At 67.3% G+C, this 26,806-nt stretch carries 24 protein-coding genes; 6 read left to right on the top strand and 18 right to left on the bottom strand.

Features of this window, described 5'->3' with window-relative positions; translation table 11 throughout:
- The first annotated feature begins 18 nt into the window (after positions 1–18).
- Complete coding sequence (locus ACTZWT_RS22330) at positions 19–501, top strand: DUF2231 domain-containing protein (protein ID WP_444771870.1); 483 nt, start codon at positions 19–21, stop codon at positions 499–501.
- Here ACTZWT_RS22330 and ACTZWT_RS22325 read toward each other — a convergent pair.
- The 8 genes from ACTZWT_RS22325 to hutW all read right to left on the bottom strand — a co-directional run bounded on the left by ACTZWT_RS22325 (position 465) and on the right by hutW (position 9,045).
- Entirely contained in the window at positions 465–959 is a 495-nt protein-coding gene (locus ACTZWT_RS22325; RefSeq protein WP_444771869.1) for a CopD family protein, read from the bottom strand. The genes ACTZWT_RS22330 and ACTZWT_RS22325 overlap by 37 nt on opposite strands.
- A complete protein-coding gene (locus ACTZWT_RS22320; protein ID WP_444771868.1) occupies positions 956–1,714 on the bottom strand; it encodes a cytochrome c oxidase assembly protein in 759 nt (252 codons plus the stop codon). Before ACTZWT_RS22320 ends, ACTZWT_RS22325 begins: the two co-directional genes overlap by 4 nt.
- A 235-nt stretch (positions 1,715–1,949) precedes the next feature.
- Positions 1,950–2,810 (bottom strand): formate/nitrite transporter family protein, encoded by an 861-nt coding sequence (locus ACTZWT_RS22315; protein ID WP_444771867.1) that lies wholly within the window; start codon positions 2,808–2,810, stop codon positions 1,950–1,952.
- A 567-nt stretch (positions 2,811–3,377) separates the two neighbouring features.
- Positions 3,378–3,905 carry a heme utilization cystosolic carrier protein HutX gene (hutX, locus tag ACTZWT_RS22310; protein ID WP_444771866.1) on the bottom strand — a complete coding sequence of 176 codons (528 nt, stop codon included), beginning with the start codon at positions 3,903–3,905 and terminating at the stop codon, positions 3,378–3,380.
- Positions 3,906–3,941: 36 nt separating this feature from the next.
- Positions 3,942–4,277, bottom strand: coding sequence for an antibiotic biosynthesis monooxygenase family protein (locus ACTZWT_RS22305; protein WP_444771865.1), 336 nt, complete (start codon positions 4,275–4,277; stop codon positions 3,942–3,944).
- Between the two features lie 72 nt (positions 4,278–4,349).
- Complete coding sequence (locus ACTZWT_RS22300) at positions 4,350–6,698, bottom strand: TonB-dependent hemoglobin/transferrin/lactoferrin family receptor (protein WP_444771864.1); 2,349 nt, start codon at positions 6,696–6,698, stop codon at positions 4,350–4,352.
- Between the two features lie 186 nt (positions 6,699–6,884).
- Positions 6,885–7,556, bottom strand: a complete 672-nt coding sequence (locus tag ACTZWT_RS22295; protein WP_444771863.1) for an NAD(P)H-binding protein — start codon at positions 7,554–7,556, stop codon at positions 6,885–6,887.
- 58 nt (positions 7,557–7,614) lie between these two features.
- Positions 7,615–9,045 (bottom strand): heme anaerobic degradation radical SAM methyltransferase ChuW/HutW, encoded by a 1,431-nt coding sequence (gene hutW, locus ACTZWT_RS22290; RefSeq protein ID WP_444771862.1) that lies wholly within the window; start codon positions 9,043–9,045, stop codon positions 7,615–7,617.
- 333 nt (positions 9,046–9,378) lie between these two features.
- On the opposite strand from hutW, the gene hemP reads away from it, so the two are divergent.
- From hemP to ACTZWT_RS22270, 4 genes are read left to right on the top strand one after another with little or no spacing between them, the layout of a single operon-like run.
- Positions 9,379–9,570, top strand: a complete 192-nt coding sequence (gene hemP, locus ACTZWT_RS22285; protein WP_444771861.1) for a hemin uptake protein HemP — start codon at positions 9,379–9,381, stop codon at positions 9,568–9,570.
- Positions 9,567–10,538, top strand: coding sequence for a heme/hemin ABC transporter substrate-binding protein (locus ACTZWT_RS22280; RefSeq protein WP_444771860.1), 972 nt, complete (start codon positions 9,567–9,569; stop codon positions 10,536–10,538). The genes hemP and ACTZWT_RS22280 overlap by 4 nt, the downstream gene beginning before the upstream one ends.
- Positions 10,535–11,620, top strand: coding sequence for a FecCD family ABC transporter permease (locus ACTZWT_RS22275; RefSeq protein WP_444771859.1), 1,086 nt, complete (start codon positions 10,535–10,537; stop codon positions 11,618–11,620). Before ACTZWT_RS22280 ends, ACTZWT_RS22275 begins: the two co-directional genes overlap by 4 nt.
- A complete protein-coding gene (locus tag ACTZWT_RS22270; RefSeq protein WP_444771858.1) occupies positions 11,617–12,405 on the top strand; it encodes a heme ABC transporter ATP-binding protein in 789 nt (262 codons plus the stop codon). Before ACTZWT_RS22275 ends, ACTZWT_RS22270 begins: the two co-directional genes overlap by 4 nt.
- A 33-nt stretch (positions 12,406–12,438) precedes the next feature.
- Here ACTZWT_RS22270 and ACTZWT_RS22265 read toward each other — a convergent pair whose 3' ends face one another.
- The 9 genes from ACTZWT_RS22265 to ACTZWT_RS22225 form a co-directional block, all read right to left on the bottom strand.
- Positions 12,439–13,554 carry an ABC transporter permease gene (locus ACTZWT_RS22265; RefSeq protein WP_444771857.1) on the bottom strand — a complete coding sequence of 372 codons (1,116 nt, stop codon included), beginning with the start codon at positions 13,552–13,554 and terminating at the stop codon, positions 12,439–12,441.
- Complete coding sequence (rbbA, locus tag ACTZWT_RS22260; RefSeq protein ID WP_444771856.1) at positions 13,554–16,331, bottom strand: ribosome-associated ATPase/putative transporter RbbA; 2,778 nt, start codon at positions 16,329–16,331, stop codon at positions 13,554–13,556. Before rbbA ends, ACTZWT_RS22265 begins: the two co-directional genes overlap by 1 nt.
- On the bottom strand, positions 16,328–17,398 hold the full coding sequence (locus tag ACTZWT_RS22255) for an HlyD family secretion protein (RefSeq protein ID WP_444771855.1): 1,071 nt from the start codon (positions 17,396–17,398) through the stop codon (positions 16,328–16,330). The genes rbbA and ACTZWT_RS22255 overlap by 4 nt, the downstream gene beginning before the upstream one ends.
- A gap of 388 nt (positions 17,399–17,786) precedes the next feature.
- On the bottom strand, positions 17,787–18,611 hold the full coding sequence (locus ACTZWT_RS22250) for a phosphodiesterase (RefSeq protein WP_444771854.1): 825 nt from the start codon (positions 18,609–18,611) through the stop codon (positions 17,787–17,789).
- Positions 18,608–19,429: a phosphodiesterase gene (locus ACTZWT_RS22245; protein ID WP_444771853.1), complete on the bottom strand. Its 822-nt coding sequence runs from the start codon at positions 19,427–19,429 to the stop codon at positions 18,608–18,610. The genes ACTZWT_RS22250 and ACTZWT_RS22245 overlap by 4 nt, the downstream gene beginning before the upstream one ends.
- A 59-nt stretch (positions 19,430–19,488) precedes the next feature.
- Complete coding sequence (locus tag ACTZWT_RS22240) at positions 19,489–20,769, bottom strand: ABC transporter substrate-binding protein (protein ID WP_444771852.1); 1,281 nt, start codon at positions 20,767–20,769, stop codon at positions 19,489–19,491.
- A gap of 30 nt (positions 20,770–20,799) precedes the next feature.
- Positions 20,800–21,636, bottom strand: a complete 837-nt coding sequence (locus ACTZWT_RS22235) for a carbohydrate ABC transporter permease (RefSeq protein WP_444771851.1) — start codon at positions 21,634–21,636, stop codon at positions 20,800–20,802.
- On the bottom strand, positions 21,633–22,577 hold the full coding sequence (locus ACTZWT_RS22230) for a carbohydrate ABC transporter permease (RefSeq protein ID WP_444771850.1): 945 nt from the start codon (positions 22,575–22,577) through the stop codon (positions 21,633–21,635). Before ACTZWT_RS22230 ends, ACTZWT_RS22235 begins: the two co-directional genes overlap by 4 nt.
- Complete coding sequence (locus ACTZWT_RS22225) at positions 22,570–23,727, bottom strand: ABC transporter ATP-binding protein (protein WP_444771849.1); 1,158 nt, start codon at positions 23,725–23,727, stop codon at positions 22,570–22,572. Before ACTZWT_RS22225 ends, ACTZWT_RS22230 begins: the two co-directional genes overlap by 8 nt.
- A 164-nt stretch (positions 23,728–23,891) precedes the next feature.
- Here ACTZWT_RS22225 and ACTZWT_RS22220 point away from each other — a divergent pair, with 164 nt between their 5' ends.
- A complete protein-coding gene (locus tag ACTZWT_RS22220) occupies positions 23,892–24,764 on the top strand; it encodes a LysR family transcriptional regulator (RefSeq protein ID WP_444771848.1) in 873 nt (290 codons plus the stop codon).
- Between the two features lie 11 nt (positions 24,765–24,775).
- Here ACTZWT_RS22220 and ACTZWT_RS22215 read toward each other — a convergent pair whose 3' ends face one another.
- Positions 24,776–26,794: a DEAD/DEAH box helicase gene (locus ACTZWT_RS22215; RefSeq protein WP_444771847.1), complete on the bottom strand. Its 2,019-nt coding sequence runs from the start codon at positions 26,792–26,794 to the stop codon at positions 24,776–24,778.
- Positions 26,795–26,806: the final 12 nt, after the last annotated feature.

Raw genomic sequence — 26,806 nt, 5'->3', positions numbered from 1 at the left:
GTCGGGGCGAGGTAAGCCATGGCCAAGACGATCATCGAAGAAGTCAGCGAATACGACACCAGTTCCATCGTGGCCCTCGCCGGCCATCCGATCCATGCGATGATGGTCTCGTTTCCGATCGCGCTGGTGATCTCGACGCTCGGCTGCGACATTTTCTACTGGTGGAGCGCCGATCCGTTCTGGGCGCGCGCCGGGCTGTGGGCGAGCGGCTTCGCATTCTGGTTCGGCGTCGCCGCGAGTCTCGCCGGCACCGCGGAGCTGCTGCTGGTCAAGGGCATCCGCACCCGGGCGGCGAGCTGGATCCATGCCACCGCCGGCGTCATGCTGGTGTCGGTCGCCGGTGCCAATTGGGGCTTGCGGCTGGTCGATCATCTGAACGTGCTGCCGGTCGGCCTGATGGTCTCGGTGCTCGGCACGGTGTTCGTCGGCATCGCGGGCTGGCACGGTGGCAAGCTGGTGTTCGATCACGGTGTCGGCCTGATGGTGTCGACGAAGGATTGAAGCCCGCCGGGCTCGCGCATCCATGGCGGCACGAAGGCGAGATCGATCGGCGGCTTGGTCAGGATCAGCGACAGGATGACGCCGATCACCGCCAGCGTCGCCAGCGTCATCGCCCAGCGCCGCCAAGGCGCGTAGTGGCCCTCCGGCTCGAAGATGCTGAGGATCAGATAGCCGGCCCGCATGTGAAAGATCACCAGCAGGCCGACCGCGAGCAGCTTCAGCATCATCCAGGTGGTGAACGCTTCGCGCAGGAACAGCAGGATGGTGCCCGCCACCACTGCGACGAACGCCGCCGGAGAGGTGACGCCGATGAACAGCGTCCGGGTGAGGCGATTGAGTTCGACCGCCGGGCCCGCGTCGAGCCGGCTGCGCTGGGCGAACAGGCCGGGTAGCGCCAGCAGCCCGGCGCACCACACGATCAGCGCCACAATGTGGATCGCCTTCAGCCACGCGATCATCGCGCGGCTTCATCGGCCGCGACCGGTCGGTCGAGCCGGCTCGCCAGCAGCGCCAGCGCCGCCGCCAGATAGGGAATCGACGCCGGCACCCACATGATCAGCCCGGCGAGTTGCTGGTCCTGCAATGCGGTCAGCCCCCACGGCGCGGTGACGCCGAGATGCGCCTCATACAGCGGCGCGCGGGCGAAGGTGATGACGGCGCCGAGCAGCCCCATCTGCACCACCTGGCCGAGCAGCAGTGCCAGCGTCGCGCCGAGCCGCGCCGCCGGCGCCAGCACCGCGCCCCACAGCCAGATCGCGCTGCCGAGCAGGCTCAGCTCCATCACCCAGAACATCGCCGGATCGGCCAGCGCGGCGGCGTAGGGCGCCGGCGCGTGCCATAGCCACAGCAGCACCATGTGGAGGACGAACGCCGCGGCACCGCCCGCGGCGCCGATCCTCACGGGAACGCCGACTCGCGGCAGCGACATCACCAGCAGCGGCGCAACGACCGCGACCAGCACGGCGTGATGAGCGACCCGCGCGGAGAACAGCGCCGAGGTCAGCGCGCACAGCGGCGACACGAAGATCATGAACAGCAGGGTCCATCCGGCCGCCGCCGCCAGGATGCGGCCTTGGGCGGCGGGTTCCCGCCGGAGCGAACCGAGATGCAGCGCAACGCCCCCCGCCAGCATCACCAGCAGCACCGGATCGAAATTCCAGCGGCTCAGCAGCTCTTCGGGAAGCGGCGCAGCGCCGCAATAAGGGTCGATCATTGTGCGTCTCCGAGCGATGTCTGCTGCCGGACAACGACGCTGCGGAGGACCGTGAACGCCAGAACGCCGAGCCGCGCTGGACCAGCCCGGTCGCCAGCCCGGTCGCGATCATCGCGCCGGCCCCGCGATGGAACAGACCTGCCCGACCGGCAACGCACAAAGCCCGTTCGGGATGCGGCGCAGCATGGTGGCAAATGGTCACACGTAGTAAACGCAGTCCAGGCGGGCGCCTGCGTCACGCCGGCGGCTTGCGCAGATACGCGAACGCATAGGCCGAAGCGATCAGGAAGCCGCCGACGATGTTGCCGACGGTGACGGGTACGAGGTTGCCCAGCACGCCCGCGAGCGAAACCGACGGAAACGCCTCGGGAGCAATCGCCGCCATCTCCCAGAACGGCGCGGTGGCGAAGGTCTTCACCATCCAGCCGTAAGGAAGGATGTACATATTCGCCACCGAGTGCTCGAGCCCCGCCGCGACGAAGGCCGCGATCGGGAGCAGCACGGCGAACACCTTGTCGGTGGTGGTCCTTGCGCTGTAGCCGATCCACACCGCGAGACAGACCAGCATGTTGGCGAGGATGCCGCTGGCGAACGCGGTGCCGAAACTGCGCGCACTCTTGACCTCCGCCAGTTCGAGCGCAGCCCGGCCGACGGCGCCGTCTCCCGCCAGATGCACCCCTGCGGCCAAAGCAACGATCGCAATCAGCAGCGATCCGGCGAAATTGGTCAGATAGACCACACTCCAGGCGGTCAGCATCGGCTTCAGGGTAAGTCGCCGCGCCACCAGCAATCCCGCCATCAGGGTATTTCCGGTGAACAACTCGGCACCGGCGACGATCACCAGCACCAGCCCCAGGGTGAACACCGACCCGGCCAGGACCTGGCTCGCGCCGTAGGGCCAGCCGTCCGCGCCGGCCAAGGCGACGGTGGCGAACAGGGCGCCGAACGCGATGTAACCGCCGGCCAGCAGACCGAGCACGGACATCGTCCCGAGCGGCAGCGACGCCTTCTCCTGCAGCGCCTCGCTCACTTCCTCCGCCAAAGCCGGCGGCTTCGGGGCCACGAGAGCTTCGGCATGGGTACGGTCATTCGGCATTGCGGGCCTCGAATCGGGTTCGCCGCGCTCGCCGGCCGCGACCATCGCCGGCGGGTCGCGCATCGAGGGCCAACGCCGTTGGCGTGACCGCGTTCCTGATCGGCATTCGGAGGCGCGCAGCGCCGTCTCGAACCATGCGCCGCCGGCCCTGCGTCGCCCCCATCCTTCGAGACGCCCGGCTTCGCCGGGCTCCTCAGAGTCCGATTCAAAATGAGAGCAACAAGATCAGGCACAAGAGTTCGTCATTGCGAGGAGCACCCGGATCGGCGCTCCGCGCCGTCCGAGCACAGGCTCCGCGACGAAGCAATCCAGAAGCCCCATACTCGGCGCACTGGATTGCTTCGCTTCGCTCGCAATGACGGGGATAGGGCGCTGATTTGGCGGCCCGCATTTCCGGTCAGACACTCAGGATGAGGATCAGTGCATTTTGCAATCGCCATATCGCTTCACGCGATCGATGAAGCGCTATTGCCGTCTTCACCCGCGCGGATCTGTCCGCTTCCGACGCGCAGTTGCGGCTGCTGGAGCCGGGACGCGGCCTCAGAGAGCACGAGGCCGCCGCGCGGCCTAGCCGACGCGTCCCTTGCCGAAGCTCTCGGCGAGCGCTCTGAACCGCACCAACTGGTCGGCGCGTAGTTCGCGATTTGAGTCGCGGCCGACGAACACCTTGAACATGATGCCGCCGCTCTGGTTGAGAAACGCCACGAAGGCGCTGGCCTTGCCCATGAACGGCCGCTCGACGAAAGCGACGGCGCCGCAATGGTCGTGCCGCAGATGTCCGTGCAGGCCTTTCGGCTGCATCAGGTTGAAGTAACCGCGGCCGATCTCGCCGGCCGGCACCTCGCCGGTGAATTCGAAGATCGCATCCTCGGTGTGCACGATCAGCGTCACCTCGCCCCAGGTCGCGATATCGGTCATCGCCGGGACGAAGCCGTCGCCGGGCCCGAGCCGCGCCATACCGGGCGGCAGCGCCTCGATCACGTCGCGCGGCGACACGTTGCGTTGCCGCGCCACATCCTCGATCACCGCGGCCGGATTGTCGGCCATATAGGCCCGAAGATCGGCGGGCTCCGACGTCACGACCGACGCGTCCATGTATTGTCTCCGTTTCCGTTCAGGCGGCGTTTCCGTTCAGGCGGCCGCCGCCGATTTGCGCTCGGTGCGGATCACCTCGAAGCCCTCGAACCGCGGATGGCCGAGATAGATGCTCTCGCCGGTGTCGTTGCCGGCCCGCGCATGCGAGCGGCGGAATTGCTCCGACGTCGTCCAGGCCTCGAAGGCCGCCTTGTCGACCCAGGTGGTGTGGGTCGAATACAGCGTATGGTCGTCGCTCACCGGGCCCTTGAGGAGATGAAACTCGATGAATCCCGGCATCTCGCCGAGATAGGATTCGCGCGCGCTCCAGATCGCCTCGAATTTGTGCTCCGCGCCGCGCTTCACCTGGAACCGGTTCATAGCAATGAACATGTCATCTCCCTGTCGCTGGAATAAGCTGTTGACCCGCTGCGTCCGGCCCGACGCGCGGGCTGCAGCGAATTCCTATGCACCTCCGAAGTGCACCTTGATCCCGCCTTTGTAAACGATGCCGGGCCCCGGGCTGCTGAACAGAACGTCGTTCTGCGACGTTCCGTCGGTCGAGGATCCGGGGATCGCATACGGACGATAATAGTTGTTCAGGACATTATCGACCGAGAAGTGCAGGGTCACGTCCGGCGTCGGCCGGTAGGCGACGTTGAGATTGACCAGATCGTAGGAGGTCCCCGGCAGATAGCCGGCCGGAAGGTTGGTATTGGCCGCGTAGGACGCCCATTGCGCCGCGATCGTGAGCTGCCGGTCGAGCAGGCGGACGCCGCCCGAGGTGACGACCTTGCGCGCCGGAACCGAGGCGAGGCCGAGGCCGGTATCGGTATTGGTGCCGCGCAGCGTCGAGGCCGACACGCCGACGAACCACAGCCCGGCGTCGTAGGAGGTTTCGAGTTCGACGCCCTCGATCCTGGCGTGCGGGATGTTCTGATACTGATAGAACTTGCTGTACTGGCCGAAGGCCGGCCCCAGATTCGACGTCTGGGGCGTCGACCCCACCAGCTCGATGTAGTTGTCGACGTCGTTACGGAAGGCGTTGATCTTGCCGCGGAAGCTGTCGCCCGACACGAACAGATCGTTGTATTTCAGATTGATGCCGATTTCCTTGTTCTTGCCGACTTCGGGCCGCAGCCCGGCATTCGGGATCAGGCAGAACAGGCCGCTGGTGCCGTCGGCGCAGGTGAACAGCGCCGGGCCGCCGCCGGTGGCGTGCGCGCCCGAGATCAGCGTCTCGGTGATCGACGGCGCGCGATAGCCTTCGGCATAGCCGACATAGGGCGTGAAGCCCGCGACCGGCGTGACGCCGACCGTGATCTTCGGCGACAGCCGGCTGCCGCTCGCGGAACTGGTCTGCGAATTCAGTTCGTAATGGTCGTACCGCGCGGCGCCGATCACCTCGAGCCAGCTCGCATAATTGTTCTTGAGCTGGATGAAGCCGCCCGACACGGTGCGCTCGCCGCTCGGCGTCGTGATGTTGGAATTGCCGCGCGAATCCGTCGTGGTGACCTTGTCGTTGAAGGCGTCGACGCCGTAGGTGACGGCGGTGCGCCAGTCGCCGTAGTCGAATCGCGTGGTGTTGTTGGCGTCGATGCCGATCGTGTCCAGCCGGTAGCCACGGGTGTCGCCGACGCAGCCGGAGATGTTGTTGCCGACATTGCCGGCGCCGCAATAGGCCGCACCGCTGGTGGAGTTGTGATAGGTCTTGGTCTGGTCGTTGTCGGTCCGGTTGCCGTACAGGTTGATGTTCCAGTCGAACAGCATGTCGTCCGGCCGCGAATATCGCCAGCTCATCGTTCCGGTGTAGTTCTTCACGTTGGAATCGTACACCGAGGAGCCCTGATACAGCGCGCGCTGCGCCGCGGTCAGCACCGGCCCGCGATTGAACTGGCCGATATTGTAGTTGTAGTCCTGGAACAGACCGCCGAACTTGATCTCGTGACCTTCGGCCGGCCGCACCGTCAGCTTCAGCAGCCCGCCGGCGATGTCGTTGCCGGTGTTGCCGATCTCGGTGCCGGCGCCGTCCTTGTAGTTGCCCTGGGTGCGATACAGCGCGCCGCCGAACACGTCGACGGTCGGGTCGACCCGGACGCCGCCGAAGATCGAGCCGAGCCCGCGCGCATTGTTGCTGCCGTAGGAGCCGGTCATGTCGACGCCCCAGCGCTCACCGGCGCGCAGCACGTCGTCGATGTCCTTGGTGCGGAACGACACCACGCCGCCGATCGCGCCCGAGCCGTAGACGTTGGCGCTGGGGCCGCGCACCACGTCGACGCCGCCGATCAGTTCGGGATCGAGGAAGAACGAGCCCTGCGCGTTGTGGCCGGAGCGCTGATAGTTCTGCCGCGCGCCGTCGACCACCACGGCGACCCGACCGAAATCCTGCAGGCCGCGGATGTTGATGGCGGTCGACGGATCGTCGCCGCGATCCTGGAACGCCACGCCCGGCGTCGCCACGAAGATGTCCTGCAGCCGGTTGGGCTGAAGCCGCTCGATCTGCCCCAGCGTGATCGCGCTCGCCGGCGCCAGCGCGTCGATCGCGCGCTCCTCGGTCTTGGTCGCCACCACGGTGATGGTGTCGAGCGGCTGCATCACCTGCCCGGCCTGCGCATAGGCCTCGCGCGGGTCGCGCGCAGGAGCTTGCACCTGATGTTGCGCCGCCGGTTTCGCCGCGCGCTCGCGCTTGGCCTGCTTCTGCTTGTCGGGTTGCGGCGCGGTCGCCGCGGTTTGCGCCGCAGCCGGCGCCACCGCCAAGGCGATGACGGATCCAGATAGCAAAAGCGCACGGATGCGCGAATTCAGCCCTACCATGACAGCCCCGATCGAGTTGATTGATTGCGGCTGGCGGGCGCGCCCGAAGGCGGCTGGCTGGCAGAGAACCGCCGGCAGATGCCGGCGGCTTACAATTTGGTAACGGAGCGGAACCGGGTGGTCAACGGCGCGTGCTAACCGATTAAAACGATTGTAAGGAATCGTCGACGCGCAATGCGCGCACAACTACACGCGCGGCGGAACGAAGAACTCGCGCAGATCGGCCGGCTCGGCCGGCAGCGACGCCCGATCGACGGTGGAGAGCGTCAGCCGATGCGTCGCGGCGGCCGCGACGGTCAGCAGCACCACGGCCGCGAGATCGGCGCGTGCGATCATGCCGTGCACGCGGGGATCGTCGTACAGCGCGCCGCCGCCGGTCGGCTCGCCCTCGGTCAATCCTCCCGGACGGATGATGGTCCAGTCGAGTTCGAGCCGGCGCAGATGATCCTCGGCGCGGGTCTTGGCGTCGAGCACCGGACCGATCGCGGCGATGATCCGCTCGGACGCGAACGCCCGGCTGTCGCCGCAGGCCAGCGACGAAATCTGCACCAGCCGCCGGACGCCGCCGCTCACGGCCGCATCCGCAATCACGTTGTTGCCGAACTCGTCGACCAGCCGCCCGTCCGGCAGCGCGCCGCCGACGGTCGCGATGATCGCATCCGGCGCGGCGCGCTTCACCACATCGGCGACACCACCGGCATCGGCGAGATCGACCACGGAGATTTCCGCCGCGCCGGAAAGGTCCTGCAGCCGATCGGCGTCGCGGCCGGCGGCGTGGACGCTCCAGCCGATCGCGGCGGCCTGCGACACCAGATGCCGACCGGTCCTGCCGGTCGCGCCGAATACCAGAATTTTCATACGGCCCCGTTTCGATTCGAGACGCGGTCGCCCCGCGCGTGCGCAAGCATAGCCGGACTCACAAGGAAGCGCAGCACGCGCTCGGATCGGCCTGCGTCGCCGACTGCAGCCCCGCGGACAGGCCGCTGGTGAGATTGCTGATCCAGAACGCGCCGGCATGATTGGGCCTGAAGCCGTCGCCGCAGAGTTCGCCGAGACCGGCCGCCGCCCAGTTCGCCAGCAGCGGCGCCACCGCGGCGCGGAAGCCGGGCCGCAGCGTCTCGACCGCGGCGAGGTCGAGCCGTCCGGCCTCGAGGCCGGCCGCGATCATCGCATGCGCCGCATGATCGGCCGGCACCAGCGCCAGTCCCTCGACCGGCTCGCGATGCTGCGCGATCATGTCGCGGCGCTGCGCGATGTCGATGACGTTGCGCCAGCGATAGCCGTGCGCCTGGCCACCGGCGCCCGCGCCGAACGGAAGGCACGCGACGCCGCGCTTGATCGCCGCATTGTAGCGATTGAGTTCGCGCACCGAGCGCACCAGATGCGACTGCGACACCTGCAGCCAGCCGAGCCCGGCGAGCCGCTCGACCGCCTCCGCATAGGCGCGCGCCTGCAGGCTCGGCGTCGCAGGCGCGGCCAGCTTGCCCTTCTCGATCGCGCGCGCCATCGGCCCGCCCGGAAACATGTTGAGCGCATAGAGCGTGACGCCGTCGAGCCCGAGCTGATCGACGGTCGCGATATCGCTCCCCCAGGTCTCGTCGGTCTGTCCCGGCAGTCCGTAGATCAGATCGCACACCACCGCGGTGCGGCCGAGCGCGACCAGATCCGCGAGAAACGACTGCACCTCGGGGCCTGCGAGCTTGCGGCCGAGCCGGCGCCGCACCTGCGTCGAGAACGTCTGCACCCCGATCGACAGCCGGGTCACGCCGGCGTCCGCCACCTTCGCGGCCTTCGCCGGATCGAAGCCGAAGGCGCGGCCTTCGAGCGTGATCTCGCAATCCCCGGTCAGCGGCAGATAGCGCCGCAGACCCTCGACGAGGCGCGCGAGATCGTCGGCCGCGAGCGCCGACGGCGTGCCGCCGCCGATATACACCGCGTCGATCGGCGCCGACGCGATCAGCGGCGTGCCGGATCGCGCCGCGAGTTCGGCGAGCACGTCGTCCACATAGGCAGGGCCGGCCTCGGCGCGCCAGACATTCTGGTAGAAGCCGCAGAACAGGCAGTGGGTCTGGCAGAACGGCACGTGCACATAGGCCACCGCGGTCTCCGTCCGCGGCGTCGCGAGGATGCGTTCGAACACCGCGCCGACATCGTCGCTGTCGACCGGCCGGCTGCCGCGCCATGGCGGCGAGAACGACCGCTTCGCGAACGCCTCGGTCAAGGGATCGCAGCCGATCCGCACGAAGTAATCGCTGATCTGCTGCGCCGCCGCCGGCGCCGGATGATGCCCGTGCCCGTGCCCGCCATGGGACGCCGCGCCGCCCGTCTTCACATTCGCCATCGTCATCGGCGTCGCCCCGCTGCGGAGGCGACGGCATCGATCGGCATCGGCCACGACGCGCGTCCGCGCGCGGACGCGCGCAGGTAACTGGCCAGCACGACCATCCTGAATTCCAATCAGATCATCGGTGATGGGCTGGCGGGCGCTGCTGATGCAGGGGGCTGGCTGGCCGAGATAGCACGCGACGCTCGCGTGACACGGAGCGGCGTCAAGTAAACCTGACGCCGGCCCCGTCGCGCGTCAAGCCGGGGCGCCCCGGTTTAAAGTGATTATAAGACACAATCCGGCGGCAGCGCCTATACTGGATCGGACACAGGCTCGACTACCAAGACGGCTGCCATGACCGAACACACTGATAACAAGAGCACCACCGATGCCGGACCGGCGGCCGAGCGCGCCGTCAATATCGTCGGCAATCAGCTCGAGAGCCGCGAGCTGTTTTCGCTGGGCCGCGAGATCGTCATCGCCCACGGCGGCGACCGATACCGGCTGCGCCTGACGTCCCAGAACAAACTGATCCTGACCAAATGATCGGCTCGCTCGTCTCGCCCCCCGCGCGCTACGCGCTTCTCTCGGTGCTGGCGGCGACCGTTCTCGCCGCGACCCCCGGTTTTGCCGGCGACATCGCGGTGCGCGACGCGCACGGCCGCGAAGTGACGATCACCGATACCTCGCGGACGCTGTCGATCGGCGGCGCGATCACCGAAGTGCTGGTGGCGCTCGGGCTCGAGCACCGCATCGCCGGGATCGATTCGACCAGCACCTATCCGCCGGCGGCCGTGAAGGACAAACCGAATGTCGGCTATCTGCGGCAGCTCTCCGCCGAAGGCGTGATCGGGCTGAACCCGACGCTGATTCTGGCGATGGACAGCGCCGGCCCGAAGCCGACCATGCAGGCGATCGAATCGGCCAAGATCCCGCTCGTGCTGATTCCCGAGAAGCTCACCGAGCAGGGACTGCTGGACAAGATCCGACTGATCGGCCGCGCCATGAACGCGGACGCCGCCGCGAGCTGCCTCGCGAACGCCGTGGCGGAGGATTTCGATCAGCTCCGCCTGCTCCGGGCGAAGATCGACAGGCCGCTGCGGGTGATGTTCGTGATGTCGCTGGTCAACGGCCAGGCGATGGCGGCGGGCCGCAACACCGCCGCCGACGAGATCATCGAACTGTCCGGCGGCGTCAACGCGATCGACGGCTATGACGGCTACAAGCCGATCAACGACGAGGCGATCGTCGCGGCGAAGCCCGACGCGGTGCTGACGATCCGGCGCAGCCGCGACACCTTCGAGGCCGATGCGTTCTACGCCCATCCGGGCTTCGCGCTGACGCCAGCCGCGAAGAACCGCGCCTTCGTGTCGATGGACGGGCTGTATCTGCTCGGCTTCGGCCCGCGCACCCCGGCCGCCGCGCGCGATGTCGCCGCGACGCTGTATCCGCAGCTCGCGAGCCAGGCCGGCGATTTCAAGCCGAAGGCGGCGTCGGCCGTTTGCCGCCCATGACGGTGATGGAGATCGGACGCCGACGGGCGGCGAGGTCGTTCCGGCCGCGCTCCGCTGTCACTATCGCGGTGCTGCTCGCGCTGCTGCTGATCTGCCTGGCGCTGGCGCTGACCGTCGGCGCCGCCGGCATTCCGCTGTCGCGCCTGCCCGCCGCGCTCGGGCTGCTGCCCGCCGCCGATGCCGGGCCGATGGCGGCGCGCGATCAAATGGTGTTGTGGTCGATCCGGCTGCCGCGCATCCTCACCGCCGCGATCGTCGGCAGCCTGCTGGCAGCGTCGGGCGCGCTGATGCAGGGGCTGTTCCGCAATCCGCTGGCCGATCCGGCGCTGGTCGGCGTCTCCAGCGGCGGCGCCTTCGCGGCCGCGTCGTCGATCGTGCTGCTGGATCACATGCTCGGCGACAATCTTCGCTTCCTGCAGGACCATCTGCTGCCAGTCGCCGCCTTCGCCGGCTCGCTGGTCACCACCATCGCGTTGTACCGGATCGCCAGCCGCGCCGGCCGCACCTCGATCGCGCTGTTCCTGCTCGCCGGACTCGCCATCGCCGCCATCGCCAATGCGGGGATCGGCGTGCTGGTGTATCTCGCCGACGACCGGCAGTTGCGCGACATCACCTTCTGGATGATGGGATCGCTCAGCGGCGCCAACTGGGCCAAAGCATCGTCGACCGCGCTGGTGCTGCTGATCGCGCTTGCGGTGTTCGTCAAGGTCGCGCGCCATCTCGATCTGCTGGTGCTCGGCGAGTCGGAGGCGTTTCACACCGGCGTCGACGTCGAACGGCTGAAGCGTCTGTCGATCGTGCTGGTGTCGCTGATGACCGGCGTCGCGGTCTCGGTCTGCGGCGTGATCGGATTCGTCGGCATCGTCGTGCCGCATCTGCTGCGGCTGCTGATCGGCCCGTCGCACCGGCTGCTGCTGCCCGCCTCCGCCTGCCTCGGCGCGGTGATGCTGGTGGCCGCCGACACCGTCGCCCGCACCATCGTGGCGCCGGCCGAAATGCCGATCGGCATTCTCACCGCGGCGATCGGCGCGCCGTTCTTCCTCGTCATCCTGCTGCGCCAGCGCAAGCTGGTCGGCCTATGAGCACCGCGCTCGAGGCCCGCAAGGCCGGCTTCGCGACCGGCGGCGCGACGCTGGTCGACAGTGTCGATCTCGCCGTCGCGCAAGGCGAGCTGATCGCCATCGTCGGGCCGAACGGCGCCGGCAAATCCACCCTGCTGCGAATGCTGTCGGGCGACCTGCGTCCGAGTTCGGGCGCGGTCCGGCTCGGCGATCGCGAATTGTCGTCCTATTCGCCGCGCGAACTGGCGGACCGTCGCGCGGTGCTGGCCCAGCATATCAATGTCAGCTTTCCGTTCACGGTCGAGGAGATCGTCCGGATGGGCACCGGCGATGTCGGCCATCGCAAGGCCGGCGCGCTGATCGAGGCCGCGCTGCACGAGGTCGGCCTCGGCGAGTTTCGCGCGCGCGACATCACCACGCTGTCCGGCGGCGAGCAGCAGCGCGCGCATTTCGCCCGCGTGCTGGTTCAGCTCTGGAGCAGCGAAGCGGTGCGCGGACCGGGCATCCTGCTGCTCGACGAGCCGACCTCCAGCCTCGACATCCGTCATCAGCTCGACCTCGCCCATACGGCGCGGCGCTGCGCCCGCAACGGCGCCACCGTGATCGCGATCCTGCACGACCTCAACCTCGCGACCCGCTTCGCCGAGCGCATCGTCGTGATGCACGACGGCGCCGTCGCTGCCGACGGCCCGCCGCGCGCGGTGATGCGCCCCGAACTCATCGGCGCGGTGTTCGACGTCGACCTCGCCGTGCAGACCGACGCTTCAGGCAGCCCGTTCGTGCTGCCCGAGCTGGCGCGGGTGTAGCCCGCGGCTCCATCGACGCCGAGCCGCGCAGGACTACGCCGCCAGAAACCGCCTGAACTGGCGCAGCGCCAGGAAGAACAGCACGGCGCCGATCGCGAACAGCGCGGCGAGCTGCGGCCAGACCACGTCGAGGCCGGCGTCGCGAAACAGGATCGCCTGCGCCATCGAGACGAAATGCGTGTTCGGCGCTATCAGCATGATGTCCTGGATGATCTGCGGCATGCTTTCGCGCGGCGTCATCCCGCCCGACAGCGCCTGCAGCGGCAGCAGGATCAGCATCAGCAGCAGCCCGAATTGCGGCATGGTGCCGGCGGCGGTGGCGAGGAAGATGCCCATGCAGGTGGTGGCGAACAGATGCAGCGCCGTGCCGAACAGGAACAGCGCCACCGAGCCGTGCACCGGCACCGCCAGCACGCCCTGCACGACGACGATCAGCGCGAAACTCGACGCCAGCAGCACCACGCTGCCCATCGACCAGATCTTGCTCACCATGATCTCGAACGGCGTCACCGGCATCACCAGCAGATGCTCGATGGTGCCGTGCTCGCGCTCGCGGATCAGCGCCGCCCCGGTGAGAATGATCGACAGCATGGTGACCGACGAGATCAGCTGATTGATCGCGCCGAACCAGCCCTTGTTGAGCTCGGCGTTGAACCGGATCCGCAGCGCCTGTTCGACCGGGACGGTGGTGGCGGCGCGGTGCTTGGCGAGGAATTCGTCGACCTCGCCGGTGACGATCGACTGCACATAGCCGCCGCCCGAGAACGCCTGGGTCATCCGCGTCGCGTCGATATTGAGCTGGATGGTCGGCGACTTCCCCGCCAGCAGGTCGCGCTGGAATTCCGGCGGAATGTCGAGCGCGAAAGTGTCGAGCCCGGCGTCCATCCGCTTGTCCATCTCCGCTTGCGTGATCAGTTTCGGGATCGAGAAATATGGCGGGTTGAACGCCGTGACGATCCGCTGCGACACCGGCGACTGATCCTCGTCGACGATCGAGATCGCCGCGTGATTGAGCGTTTCCGGCAGCGCCCTGGAGCCGGTGTAGATCGAGAAGGTGAACGAATACACGATCAGCGCCAGCATCATCGGATCGCGCAGCAGGCCGCGCAATTCCTTGACGCCGAGCTCGACGATGTTGGCGATGCGCATTATTTCGCCTGTTTCTGGAGCAGCGCGACGCCGAGACCGAACATCACCGGCACCGCGATCAGCAGCGGCACGAAGGACGACCACATCTGCGCGAAGCCGAGCCCCTTCGAAAACGCGCCGCGCGTGATGTCGACGAAATAGCTGGTCGGATAGATCCTGCCTATGAACGCGCCGGCGCCCTGCAGCGACGAGACCGGATCGATCAGCCCGGAGAACTGGATCGCCGGGATCAGCGTCAGCAGCGTGGTGCCGAAGATCGCCGCGATCTGGCTGTTCATGAAGGTGGACAGCACCAGCCCGAGCGCGGTGGCGAACACGACGTAGAGCAGCGCGCCGGTGCCGAAGGCGATGAAGCTGCCGGTGAACGGCACCTGGAAGGCGAAGATCGCGAACGCCGTCAGCATCACGAAGTTCAGCATCGCGAGCACCACGTAAGGCAGCTGCTTGCCGATCAGGAATTCCAGCCGCGTGGTCGGCGTCGCGTAGAAATTGATGATCGAGCCGAGCTCCTTCTCGCGCACCACGCTGAGCGCCGCGAGCATCGCCGGAATCATCAGCAACAGCAGCGGAATCACCGCCGGAGCCATCGCCACCACGCTCCGGATGTCCGGATTGTAGCGATAGCGCATCGCGATCTGGAAACTGCCCGCGGTCGCGGCATCGCCGTACAGCTCGCTTGCCTTCCGCTTGAGCCAGCCGAGATGCATCGCCTGCGCGTAGCCGCGCGCGGTCTCCGCCCGCGACGGCATCGCGCCGTCGATCCAGGCGCCGACCTCGACGGAACGGCCGCGCGAAACGTCGCGGCCGAACCCCGGCGGAATCTCGATCGCCATCGTCAGTTCACCGCTGCGCATCCTGCGGTCGAGATCGGCGTAGTCGGTGATCGGGCGCTGCTCGGCGAAGTAGCGCGAGCCGGCGATGTCGAGGATGTAGTCGCGGCTGATCGCGGTGTCGTCGCGATCGAGCGCCGCGAAGCTCAGTTTCTCGACGTCGAGATTGATGCCGTAGCCGAGCACGAACATCAGCACCACGCTGCCGATCAGCGCCAGCGTGGCGCGGATCGGATCGCGCTGCAGTTCGAGCGCCTCGCGCCGCGTATAAGCCAGCATCCGCCGCAGATCGAACCAGGACGACGATGCCCGGGGCGGATGCGGGGCGTCCTCGTCTGCTGCGGATGTGACTTGCGCGGCAGTGGTCTGCGGAGCCGATGGCGTCGCCGCGGTTCCGATCGCCTCCTCCAGATAGGCGATGAAGGCGTCCTCCAGGCTCGCCGCCGATCGGCTCGCGACGATCGCGCCCGGCGTGTCGCTGATCAGCACGCGGCCGGCATGCATCAGCGAAATGCGGTCGCAGCGCTCCGCCTCGTTCATGAAGTGGGTGGAAACGAAGATGGTGACGTTGTCGTTGCGCGACAGGTCGGACAGCATCTGCCAGAAGCCGTCGCGCGCGATCGGATCGACGCCGGAGGTCGGCTCGTCGAGAATCAGAATGGCCGGCGAGTGGATCATCGCCACCGCCAGCGACAGCCGTTGCCGGATGCCGAGCGGCAGATCGTCGGGCAGCTTGTCGATCACCTCGGCAAGATCGAACCGCCGCTCCATCTCGGCGATGCGCGGCGCGATCGTCGCCGGCGCCATCTGGAACAGCCGGGCGTGGAGTTCGAGATTTTGCCGGACGGTGAGTTCGCTGTAGAGCGAGAACGCCTGCGACATGTAGCCGACGCGCCGGCGCACCGCCATGTCGTTCGGGTCGACTTCGTTGCCGAACAGCCTCGCCTTGCCTTCGCTGGCCGCGAGTAGTCCGGTCAGCATCTTCATCGTCGTGGTCTTGCCGCAGCCGTTGGAGCCGAGGAAGCCGAAGATCTCGCCCTGCCCGATCCGGAACGACACATCGTCTACCGCGGTGAAGTCGCCGAACCGCATGGTGAGATGTTCGGCCTCGATCGCGACGCCGGTCCGGCCGGTCGGGCGCGGCGGAATTACCACCTCGGCATGGCCGCGGCGCTCGGCTTCGGGCAGCAGAGCGATGAAGGCGGCATCCAAGGATTTACCACCGGTTTGCCGCAACAATTCCGCCGGCGTTCCGGTGGCCAGCACCCGCCCGGCGTTCATCGCCACCAGCAGGTCGAAGCGCTCCGCCTCCTCCATGTAAGCGGTCGCCACGACCACGCTCATACCGGGGCGTTGCGCCCTGATGTCGTTGATCAATTCCCAGAACTGCCGGCGCGACAGCGGGTCGACGCCGGTGGTCGGCTCGTCCAGGATCAGCAGGTCGGGATCGTGGATCAGCGCGCAGCACAGCCCGAGCTTCTGCTTCATGCCGCCGGACAACTTGCCGGCCGGCCGCTCGGCGAATGCTGAAAGCCCAGTACTTTCAAGCAGATCGGCAATCCGCGCGACCCGTTCGCGGCGGCTGTGGCCGAACAGCCGGCCGAAGAAGTCGACATTCTCGAACACCGACAGCGTCGGATACAGATTCTTGCCGAGCCCCTGCGGCATATAGGCGATCCGCGGGCAGACGGCGCGCCGGTGCGCCGCGTCCGCGATGTCGCCGCCGAACACTTCGACGCGCCCCTGCTGCACCGCGCGCGCGCCCGAAACCAGCGACAGCAGGCTGGATTTGCCGACGCCGTCAGGCCCGATCAGTCCGATCATGCAGCCCGGCGGCAGATCGAGCGTGACGTCGTCGAGCGCCAGCGTCTTGCCGTAGCGCAACGACACCGCGGCGAGCCGCACCACCGGCGCGCGCGGGTCTGAAGCGCCCGCGGGATCACTCATTGCGCCAGCGCTCCGCTGATATTCGCCGGCCATTCGGCCTTCGGATCGAGCCGGACATAGGCGACCCCCGGCAACCCGGTCTTGACCCGCGCGATGTACTTGCGCAGCAGCTCCTGCGGGATGTGGGCCTTGACCCGGAACATCAGCTTCTGCCGCTCTTCTTCGGTCTCCACCGTCTTCGGCGTGAACTGCGCGGTGTCGGCGACGAAGGTCGCCTTCGCCGGGATAGCCACTTTCGGCAGCGCGTCGAGCACCAGACGCACATCGGCGCCGATCGCGATCTGGCCGGCCTGCGCGGTCGGCAGGAAGAAGGTCATATAGACGTCGCTGAGATCGACCAGATTGAGCACGCGCCCGCCGGCGGCGATCACTTCGCCGGGCTGGGCGACGCGATACTGCACGCGGCCGTCGCGCGGCGATTTCAGCGTGCTGTCGTTGATCTCGACGGTGATGCTGTCGATCGCGGCCTTGGCGGCATCGACCGCGGCGCCGGCGTCGATCACTTGCGCTTTCGCCGAGCTGATCGCCGCCTCGCTGGCCGCAAGCTGCGCCTTGGCGGCGGCGACCGCGGCCTTCGCGCCCTGCTCGTTGGCGCGGTCGTCGTCCAGCACCTGCTGCGACACCGCGCTGGTCTTGATCAGCGCTTCGGCGCGCGCGAGCTTGCGCTCCAGCGCATCGAGCTGCGCGTCGCGCTGCGCGATCACAGCGACAGCCGCCTCACGCTCGGCTTCGCGCTGCTTGACCAGGCTGGTCGCGGTTTCGATGCCGATGCTGGCGCGCCGCAACTGGGCTTCCGCCTGGCGGCGCTGCGCTTCGAGCTGATCCGTGTCCATCCGCGCCAGCACCTGACCCGCTGTGACGAAGTCGCCCTCGCGCACGAGAATGTCGCGGATGCGGCCGGCCGACTTCGTGGAAACGTCGATCTCGGTCGCCTCGATCCGGCCATTGCCGCTGGCGATGCCGGGCGGCAGCCCCTTGGCGCCGAACGTGCGCCACGCGAAGTAACCGCCACCGACCGCCGCCACAACGGCGAGTATCACCACCCAACGCTTCCAGCCGCTCGTCATCGACAACCTCTCCGGTTAACGCCGCTGCACGAAGCACCACTCCAATAGTGTCGTCACGACTCGACTAACAAACCCTTGGCAGGGACCGACATTCAGAACCTTGACAGCGATCAACAACGATTGACTAAACGTTGAGACATCTGTGTCCCCCGTGCATCAATCGCCCACTCGAAGGTGGTAGCCATCCGCGACGAAATGGTCCCATCAGCGCGACCGGGCTGCGACCCGTTGCGCGAGGTTGCCGTCCTGCGGTTCACACGACGATGCAATGAAGAGACTGGCGCGCGACATCACCACCGCAATCGATGGTTGATCACGGCGGCTATCCCGTTTCGCGACGCACGGCAATGCCGATGGTCGATTCGTCGTCATTTCCGAAGCGGGGCGCTCAGAACTCCACGCGCTCCAGCGCGGCCTTGTCGTGCAAGGAGAACAGCGGTCCGTCGTACAGGAACGAGCGCTGATGGATCACGATGCGGTCGCCCTCGACGCTGACATGCGCGTAGTCCGGCGCCTCATGCGAGCCGGGGATGTGGCCTTCGGTCACGAGATCGAACGCGACCTGGTGCGCCAGCGAGCGCTGGATGTGGAACGGAATGCCGCGCCAGACGCCGGCGATCGGCCGGTGCAGATGGCCCATGAACAGATAATCGGGCCGCCGCGTCCGCGCGATCACCTCCCATTCGGCTTCGGGATTGGCGAGCCGGATCGTATCCATATAGCGCAGCCCGGTGTCGAACGGCGGGTGATGCTGGAACAGCAGCAGCGGCCGGTCAGTCGGCGCCGAAGTCAGCGCGTGTTCGAGAAACGCAAGCCGGGCGTCGCACAACAGTCCCTCGTGATTGGGCGCGGCTTCGTTCAGCGTGTCGAGCGTCACAACAGTGGCGGCGTCGAACACCTGCATCGTCTGCACGAAGCCGGCGGCGTCGCGCGGCACGCCCGGGAAGTAGCGGGCAAAGCCGGCGCGCTTGTCGTGATTGCCCATCAGCAGCAGGGTCGGCGCACGCAGTTCGCCGAGGACTTCGGCCAACGCTTGATAGGCGGCGTCCTCGCCCCAATGCGCGAGATCGCCGGTGACGATCACGAAGGCGATCTCCGGGTGGTCGCGATTGATGCAGCCGATCGCAGCACGCAGCCGCTCGGCGGGATCGAGCCCGTAGATGCGCCGGCCGCGGGCGACGAAATGAGTGTCGGTCAGAACGACGAACTTCATCGCACCATCGTCTCCCGATCCCAGGCCGTGTAGTCGGGCGAGCCTTCCACCCGGATCGGGCCGGTGTAGCCGAATTCGACCATGTGCACGGTGACGTCGTCGTCGCCGATGAAGGCGACGCCGTAGGATTCCGGCAGGTCCGACGCGCTCAGCAGCGCGGTCTCGGAGAACAGCGGGAACGACGCGTGGTTGGTGCCGCGCAGCGACGACGTCGGCACGCCGGCCACCGAGCCGCACAGCGGCAGATGGCAATGGCCGAAGAAGATGTGACGGATACGATCGCGGTGGCGGCCGACGATCTGCCGAAACGCCGCGTCATCGAGCAGGCGAATCTGGTCCAGCGCGCCGAGATGGGTCCGGATGGGGTTGTGATGCATGAACAGCAGGAACGGGCCGGGGTGCCCAATCAGTTGCCGCTGCAGCCAGACTTGCCGCGCGTCGCAATAGCGGCCCGCATGGGTGTCCGGCTCGACCGTGTCGAGGAGCAGGCAGCGACCGGCCGAGACGTCGTGGACGCCCTGCACGAAGCCGCCGTCGTCATATTCGGGAAACACGCTCAAGAACACGTCGCGGCGGTCGTGGTTGCCGATGCACAGCCGCGTCGGAATCGGAAACGCGTCGAGCGTGGATTTGAGCCAGATATAGTCGTCACGATCGCCCCAGTCCGACAGATCGCCGGTGATCACCATCAGCTCGGCGTCGTGGTGATCGCGCAGCACGTGCGCCAGCGCGCGCTCGAAATTGCGTCGCGGATCGCGGCCGCCGATCGTCGCCCCCGGCGTCGTGAGGTGGATATCGCTGAGCTGGATCAGTTTCATGGCGTCCTCCCGGAACGAAAGCGGAGCGGGCAAGCCCGCTCCGCGCAGGTCATTGCGTATCAGCGCGCCGCGCCGACCGATTTCGGCAGCAGCTTCTGCACGTCCTTGGTCATGTCGGCGAGCACCGCGTCCGGCTCCTTGGCCCGCGCGCCGGTCACGATCGAGTTGAGATGGTCCTTGATCACGTCGGTGATCTTGAGGCCGTTGTCGCCGGGGAACGCGTACCATTTGGTCAGCAGCGCGAGCTGGCTCACGGCGGTGTAGTTGTTCGGGTTCTTCTCGTAGAAATCCTTGAGATAGACGTCGTTGGCGACCTTGTTGGGCGGCATGTAGCCGGTGGTTTCTGCCATGATCGCCGCGCCCTTCGGGCCGGTCCAGAATTTCACCACTTCCCAGGCCGCGTCACGCTTGGCCTTGTCCTTGGCGGTGATCAGCACGACGTTGCCGCCGGCCGGCAGCCGGCCGTTCGGCTTGACGACGTCCGGGAAGATGTGGGTCTTCAGCGTGAACTTGCCGCCGATCATCTGCGTGGTCTTGTTGAGATCGGAGGTCGAGGTGATGTGGATGCCGGTCTTGCCCGCCGCGAAGGCGGCGCGCATCGACGGCTGGTCGAGATTCGGCATGCCGCCCTCGGTGACGAGGCGGGCGATCTGCTTCATGGCGAACTGGCCTTCCGGACCGTCGAACGCCACCTTGGTTTCGTCGGCGTTCAGCATGGTGCCGCCGCGGGCGAACACCGGCGCCTGCCACAGCCAGTTGCCGGTGATGTCCCACGCATAGGTGATGCCGTTGTAGTCAGGGCCGAGCGCCTTGACCTTCTTGGCGAGGTCGATCAGGCCGTCCCAGCTGGTCGGCAGATTGTTCGGATCGCCGCCGACCTGCTTCACCAGATCGACATTGACGTAGACGATCGGCAGCGAGATCGCGAACGGCAGCGCGTAGACCTTTCCGCTCGCCGTGCCGATGTCGTACATCGCCTGGTGGAAGCCCTGCTTGTCGAAGTCCTTTTCGGCGGCGATGTAGCCGTCGAGTTCGGCCGGGATGTTCTTGTCGACCAGCACGCGGACGCGGTTCAGGCCCTGGAAGGTGACGTCGGGGACCTGATTGGTGACCGCCTCGCGCAGCACCTTCTGGGTGCCTTCCTCATAGGATTCGTAAGGCGCGCGGAAGCTCACCTTGATCTCCGGATGCACCTTGGCGAATTCGGCCGCGATCTGCTTGTGGGTCTCGGTGAACAGCTCGGGATAGGGATATTGCAGCACGACTTCGGTCTGCGTCTGCGCGTGGGCGCAGCCGGCGGCGAGCGTGAGAGCCGCCGCAGCCATCCAGGTTCGCAACATAAGAGATCTCCTTGTGTGAGAGGGACGTCGTTACTTCAGGCCGGTCATCGTGATGCCTTCGATGAACCGGCGCTGGGCGAGCAGAAACGCGATCACCAGCGGCGTGATGATCACCAGCGCCGCGGCCATCAGCGGGCCGTAATTGGTGCCGGCCTCGGCGTTGCGGAAATGCGCGACCGCGAGCGGCGGCGTCCGCAGCTGTTCGCTGTTGAGCACGATCAGCGGCCAGAAATAATCGTTCCAGTGGGCGACGACCGAAAAGATGCCGAAGGCGGTGACCGCCGGGATCGCGGTCGGCAGCATCACCCGCCAGACGATGCCGAATTCGGAGATGCCGTCCATCCGCGCGGCGTCGATCAGATCGTCGGGCACGGTCTTGAAGAACTGCCGCATCAGGAAGATGCCGAACACCGAGATGGTGAAGGGCAGCACCAGGGCCGCGTAGCTGTCGAGCGCGCCGATCTGGTGCAGCAACAGGAACACCGGGATCGCGGTCGCCTGCGGCGGAATCAGGATGCCGAACAGCACCAGCGCGAACAACGTGCCGCGGCCGACGAAGCGCAGCTTCGCCAGCGCATAGGCGGCCGGCAGCGCGACCAGCACCTGCAGCACGAAGATCGACACCGTGACGATCAGGCCGTTGAGCAGGAACCGCCCGAGATTGGACTTGGCGAAGGCTTCCTGCAGATTGTCCCACAGGGCGAAGTGATGGGGGATCAGATGCACGTCGCTGGTGTAGATCTCGGCCGGCGGCTTCGACGCGGTCGAGATCATCCAGATGAAAGGCGTCAGCACCACCAGCGCCCCGCACAACAGGACGACATGGCGCAGCACCGCCCAGGGGTTCGGCTTCAGCGCTTTGATCATGCGTGCACCTGTCGGGCGGCGAGGTGGGCCTTGACGAGGGTCAGCGCCAGCACGAACACCAGGAACACCACGGTCAGCGCCGCGGCGTAGCCGGAGCGGAAGAACTCGAAGCCTTCCATGTACATGGTGTGGATCAGCACTTCGGTGGATTTCGACGGCCCGCCTTTGGTGAGGACGTGCACGGTGTCGAACACCTGGAAGGAGCGGATGCCGGTGATCACCACGACGAACACCGTGACCGGCCCGAGCAGCGGCCAGGTCACCAGCCGGAACCGCGACCACGCGCTGCCGGCGCCGTCGATCTCGGCGGCGTCGTAGAGAGATTTCGGGATCGAGACGAGGCCGGCGAGGAACAACACCATGTTGAAGCCGAGCGCCTGCCAGATGCCGATCACGCAGAGCGACAGCAGCGCGGTGTTGCTGTCCTGCAACCAGCCATGCGCGGGCAGCCCGACGCTGCGCAGCAGCCCGTTCACCAGCCCGAATTGCGGATGCAGCATGAACTCCCAGACGATCGCCATCGCGATCAGCGTCGCCATCACGGGCAGGAAATACACCATGCGATAGAAGCCGCGCAGCCCGGCGCCGCTCTGGATCAGCAGTGCGACGCCGAGCCCGAGCGCGACCGCGCCCGGCACCACGATCACCACATAGGTCAGCGTATTGGTCAGCGAGATCCAGAACACCCGATCGGCGAACATCTCCTGATAGTTGGCGAGCCCGATCCAGCCGAGCGACGGCGCGCCGAGCTGATAGTCGGTGAACGACAGCGCGATCACACCGAGGAGCGGCCCGAGCAGCATCAGGAGCATCAGCACGACAGCGGGCCCGACCAGCCCATAGGCTGCGACATGGCCCAGCCGCGGTGAGCGGCGGGCGGCGACGGCGGGAGCCGGCCGCGCCAGCGGAAGCGTGCCGAGGGTGGAGGCGGCGTCAGACACTGGCCGCCTCCCGCATCCGCTGCGCCGCTGCCGGCAGCTTCGTCTCGATGCGCTTGCCGGCAGCATCGAACAGCCGGATCGCGTCGGGCGCGACGCCGAACCGCGAGCTGCTGCCGAGCGGCGGCAATGCGCGAACGTCGCCGATCCGCGCAAGTACCGGATGAGGGATGCCGTCGACGCCGAGATGCACGAAGGCTTCGGCGCCCATGTTCTCGACATGCACCACAGCGCCGGCGAACGCGCCGGTGGCGCCGAGCTCGATCCGTTCGGGGCGGATGCCGATGCGGCACGGACCAGCCGCGACCGCGGCTGCGACGCCGAGCGGATGTCCGAGCATCTCGACAGCGCCGTCGGCGCGGATGTGACCGGGAAACACGTTGATCTTCGGGCTGCCGACGAATTCGGCGACGCGAATGTCGCGCGGATTGTCGTAGACCTCGGCGGGGCGGCCGACCTGCACCAGTTCGCCGCCGATCATCACGGCGATCCGGCCCGACATCGTCATCGCCTCGGCCTGGTCGTGGGTGACGTACACGAAGGTGGTGCCGAGCCGGCGATGCAGCTGAGCGATTTCGGCGCGCATGTGCACGCGCAGCTTGGCGTCGAGATTGGACAGCGGCTCGTCGAACAGGAACGCCACCGGCTGCCGCACGATGGCGCGGCCGACCGCAACGCGCTGGCGCTGGCCGCCGGAGAGTTGGCCGGGCTTGCGCTTGAGATAGGCCGAGAGTTCGAGCTGGGCGGCGACGCGCTCGACCTCGCCGCGGATCTCGCGCTCGACGCGGTGGCGGTTCGGCAGCAGCCGGCCGAGCGCCGGCAGCCGCTCCAGCGTCGACAGCCGCTTCATCCGCAGCGGCACCGCGATATTGTCGTAGACGCTGAGATGCGGGTACAGCGCGTAGGACTGGAACACCATCGCCAGATTGCGCTGGCTCGGCCGTATCCCGTCGACCGGTTGGCCGCCGATCCTGACCGCACCGGAGCTCTGCGGTTCGAGCCCGGCGATGATCCGCAACAGGGTCGACTTGCCGCAGCCGGACGGCCCGACCAGCGAAACGAACTCGCCATCCTCGATGGCGAGGTCGACGCCCTTTAGCACGTCGGTGGCGACGAAGGATTTGCGGATCGCACTGAGTTCGATTCTCGCCATACCGCCTGCTCCTCGATTGCGATCGATAAGCACGTGGGTAAGGGCGCCCCCTGACAGTCACATAACAGTCAACAGCTTTGCTTATGGTTCCCGCGAGATTTCCTTACGAAACTTGCGGCGTTGTCGCGAAGGATGGCCGTCACGGCCGGGAGCACGTTGCCGGCATGGCCCTGACATCGGCGCGGATGCGTGCAGTCAACGCAGTGTTCGAAACCGGCAGCTTTGCCGCGGCCGCGCGGCACATCGGCGTGTCGCAATCGGCGGTGGCGCAGTCGGTGCGCGAGCTGGAGGCCGAATTCGACGTGGCGCTGTTCGAACGCCACGGGTCGAGCCTGATCCCGACTTCGCTGTGCCGCCAGCTTTACGGCGCGACCAGCAAGATGCAGGCGGTGGAAGCCGACGCGCTCTCGATCCTGCAGCAGCGGGGCGAGCTGGCCGGCGGCGAGCTCCGCGTCGGCCTCGGCAATTCGATGCCGGGCATGGCGCTGATCGCCGCGTTCAAGCGGCTCTATCCGAAAGTGCAGGTGGCGATCGAAATCGGCAGCTGGTCGGCGATCGTCGCCGCCGTGGTCGAACAACGCGTCGATATCGGCGTGCTGCCCGAGGTGCCGGCGGACAAGCGCTTTCGTCGCGAAATATGCCTCGCGCAGCGCGTCGTCGCGCTGTGTCACCCCGACCATCCGCTGCAGGGGCGCGAACAGGTCGGGATCGCCGAGCTGACGCAGTATCCCCTGGTGTTTCGGTCGCGCGATTCGTCGACGCAACGCACCGTCGACCGCGCCTTCCGCGAACTCGGTTTGCGCCCGACGCCGTCACTGATCGTCAACACCCGCGAAGGGATTCTCGAGGCCGTCGCCAATCAGCTCGGCATCGGCTTCATGTGGGAGCAGGGCTCGAGCCGGACCGACGGCATCGCGCGGATTCCGGTGCCCGAACTCGACGCCGAAGTGCCGGAATGCATCTTCGCGCTCGCCGGCAAGAAGGGCCGCCTGGTCGAGCTGTTCTTTCTCGCCCGCGGCACGCCGGGCGTTGCCTAGGCCCAATCCTGTCAGTCGCGAAACTTCTTCTTCGGCTTTTTCTTGAAACCGGGGCTGGGCGCCGACGGATCGGCGCGGCGTGCCTTGCTGACATAGGCCGGCTTGTCGTCGCGCGGCTTCTTTTTCAGGCCATCCTGTTTGAAGCCGTCCTTCTTGAAGCCGTCTTTCTTGAAGCCGGCGTCCTTGTATCCCGCGTTCTTGCCGGCGCGCGGCGGGCGCGGGTCGGCCAGCGGCTCGATCTGCGGCGACCACGAATCGGGCCGCTTGCTGCGGCGCGTCTCGCGCTCCGACATCTGGCCGCCATGCGGCTTGGCCGAGGGTCTTTCGGCCCCCGCCTCGATCGGCTTGGCGCCGATCAAAGGCTCGATCCGGATGTTGTCGTCCTTGTCCGGGCGCTTGATCTGCGCGGCGAAATCCACCGCGGCCGAGGCCGCGATCTCGAATTCGGTGGTGGTGTCGAGAATCCGGATGGCGCCGATGACCTGACGATCGATGCCGCCGCGGCGGCAGATCATCGGCAGCAGCCAGCGCGCCTCGGCGTTCTTGCGCTTGCCGATCGCGGCGCGAAACCACACCCCGTCGGTCATCGCGTGTTTCTGTCCGGCCTTCCCCGGGCGCGCCCGCGAACCGGAATCGCGCGGACCATAGTCGCGCTCCTCGCGCGGCGCGCGCGCCCCCTTGGGCGTGGCGCGATCGTCGCGGCCGCGGACCGGGCGTTCGCCGGGATCGAGAATGTCTTCAGGCGCCGGCAGCCGGGCGCGATACAGCCGCGCCAGCGCGATTGCGATCTCTTCGCCGGAGCGCTCGGCCATCAGGGCCTGCGCCAGCGCCTGATCGTCCGGCGTCGCCTCCTCGGTGAACAGCGAATCCTGCATCATGCGCTGCTGATCCAGCGCGCGGATTTCGTCGGCCTGCGGCGCGGTGCCCCAGATCGCCTCGATGCCGGCGAGGTCGAGCAGTGATTCGGCGCGTCGCCGCCGCGCCGGCGGCACTAACAGAACGCTGACGCCCTTCTTGCCGGCGCGCCCGGTGCGGCCCGAGCGATGCTGCATCACTTCCGGATCGTTGGGCAGATCGGCGTGGATGACGAGGCCGAGATTGGGCAGGTCGATGCCACGCGCGGCGACGTCGGTGGCGACGCAGACCCGGGCCCGGCCGTCGCGCAAGGCGTTGAGCGCCTGCGTGCGTTCGTTCTGGGTCAGTTCGCCGGACAACGCGACGACCGAGAAGCCGCGCTCCAGCAGCGAGGTCTGCAGATGGTTCACCGCGTTGCGGGTGTTGCAGAACACGATCGCTGAGGGCGACTCCACGAAGCGCAGGGTGTTGACCACGGCGTGTTCGACATCGTTCGGCGCGATCCTGATCGCGCGATATTCGATATCGGCGTGGCCGCCTTCGCGGCCGGCGACTTCGACGCGGAACGCATTGTGCTGATAGGTCTTGGCGAGCGCGATGATGCCGCGCGGCAGCGTCGCCGAGAACAACAGGGTGCGGCGGCTCGCCGGTGTGGTCTTGAGGATGAACTCCATGTCCTCGCGAAAGCCGAGATCGAGCATCTCGTCGGCCTCGTCGAGCACCACGGCCTTCAATTGCGAGACGTCGAGCCGGTTGCGGCGCAGATGGTCGCACAGCCGCCCCGGCGTGCCGACGACGATATGCGCGCCGGCTTCCAGCTCGCGCTGCTCGCGGCGCGGATCCATGCCGCCGACGCAGGACACCACACGCGCCCCGGTGGCGCCGTACAGCCAGCCGAGCTCACGATGCACCTGCAGCGCCAGTTCGCGGGTCGGCGCCACGATCAGCGCCAGCGGCGCAGAGGCTGGCTGAAAGCGTTCGGCGTCGCCGAGCAGTTCGCGCGCGATCGCCAGCCCATAGGCGACGGTCTTGCCGGAGCCGGTCTGCGCCGACACCAGCAGATCGCGGCCGGCCGCGTCCGGCGCCAGCACCGCGCTCTGCACCGGCGTCGCTTCAGAATAATTGCGTTCCGCCAGCGCTCGGGCGAGCGGCGGGAGAGTGGTCGAAAATGGCACGGATAGAACACC

This window comes from Rhodopseudomonas sp. NSM, from assembly GCF_052445935.1.
Lineage (GTDB): Bacteria > Pseudomonadota > Alphaproteobacteria > Rhizobiales > Xanthobacteraceae > Rhodopseudomonas.
Note: the sequence above shows the minus strand (reverse complement) of the source record. Positions and strands in the feature narration are given on the sequence as shown.

Bases quoted from the DNA above. Each gene is read 5' to 3' on its own strand.
- ACTZWT_RS22330 (WP_444771870.1), top strand. From the start codon at position 19: ATGGCCAAGACGATCATCGAAGAAGTCAGCGAATACGACACCAGTTCC.
- ACTZWT_RS22325 (WP_444771869.1), bottom strand. From the start codon at position 959: ATGATCGCGTGGCTGAAGGCGATCCACATTGTGGCGCTGATCGTGTGG.
- ACTZWT_RS22320 (WP_444771868.1), bottom strand. From the start codon at position 1,714: ATGATCGACCCTTATTGCGGCGCTGCGCCGCTTCCCGAAGAGCTGCTG.
- ACTZWT_RS22315 (WP_444771867.1), bottom strand. From the start codon at position 2,810: ATGCCGAATGACCGTACCCATGCCGAAGCTCTCGTGGCCCCGAAGCCG.
- hutX (WP_444771866.1), bottom strand. From the start codon at position 3,905: ATGGACGCGTCGGTCGTGACGTCGGAGCCCGCCGATCTTCGGGCCTAT.
- ACTZWT_RS22305 (WP_444771865.1), bottom strand. From the start codon at position 4,277: ATGTTCATTGCTATGAACCGGTTCCAGGTGAAGCGCGGCGCGGAGCAC.
- ACTZWT_RS22300 (WP_444771864.1), bottom strand. From the start codon at position 6,698: ATGGTAGGGCTGAATTCGCGCATCCGTGCGCTTTTGCTATCTGGATCC.
- ACTZWT_RS22295 (WP_444771863.1), bottom strand. From the start codon at position 7,556: ATGAAAATTCTGGTATTCGGCGCGACCGGCAGGACCGGTCGGCATCTG.
- hutW (WP_444771862.1), bottom strand. From the start codon at position 9,045: ATGACGATGGCGAATGTGAAGACGGGCGGCGCGGCGTCCCATGGCGGG.
- hemP (WP_444771861.1), top strand. From the start codon at position 9,379: ATGACCGAACACACTGATAACAAGAGCACCACCGATGCCGGACCGGCG.
- ACTZWT_RS22280 (WP_444771860.1), top strand. From the start codon at position 9,567: ATGATCGGCTCGCTCGTCTCGCCCCCCGCGCGCTACGCGCTTCTCTCG.
- ACTZWT_RS22275 (WP_444771859.1), top strand. From the start codon at position 10,535: ATGACGGTGATGGAGATCGGACGCCGACGGGCGGCGAGGTCGTTCCGG.
- ACTZWT_RS22270 (WP_444771858.1), top strand. From the start codon at position 11,617: ATGAGCACCGCGCTCGAGGCCCGCAAGGCCGGCTTCGCGACCGGCGGC.
- ACTZWT_RS22265 (WP_444771857.1), bottom strand. From the start codon at position 13,554: ATGCGCATCGCCAACATCGTCGAGCTCGGCGTCAAGGAATTGCGCGGC.
- rbbA (WP_444771856.1), bottom strand. From the start codon at position 16,331: ATGAGTGATCCCGCGGGCGCTTCAGACCCGCGCGCGCCGGTGGTGCGG.
- ACTZWT_RS22255 (WP_444771855.1), bottom strand. From the start codon at position 17,398: ATGACGAGCGGCTGGAAGCGTTGGGTGGTGATACTCGCCGTTGTGGCG.
- ACTZWT_RS22250 (WP_444771854.1), bottom strand. From the start codon at position 18,611: ATGAAGTTCGTCGTTCTGACCGACACTCATTTCGTCGCCCGCGGCCGG.
- ACTZWT_RS22245 (WP_444771853.1), bottom strand. From the start codon at position 19,429: ATGAAACTGATCCAGCTCAGCGATATCCACCTCACGACGCCGGGGGCG.
- ACTZWT_RS22240 (WP_444771852.1), bottom strand. From the start codon at position 20,769: ATGTTGCGAACCTGGATGGCTGCGGCGGCTCTCACGCTCGCCGCCGGC.
- ACTZWT_RS22235 (WP_444771851.1), bottom strand. From the start codon at position 21,636: ATGATCAAAGCGCTGAAGCCGAACCCCTGGGCGGTGCTGCGCCATGTC.
- ACTZWT_RS22225 (WP_444771849.1), bottom strand. From the start codon at position 23,727: ATGGCGAGAATCGAACTCAGTGCGATCCGCAAATCCTTCGTCGCCACC.
- ACTZWT_RS22220 (WP_444771848.1), top strand. From the start codon at position 23,892: ATGGCCCTGACATCGGCGCGGATGCGTGCAGTCAACGCAGTGTTCGAA.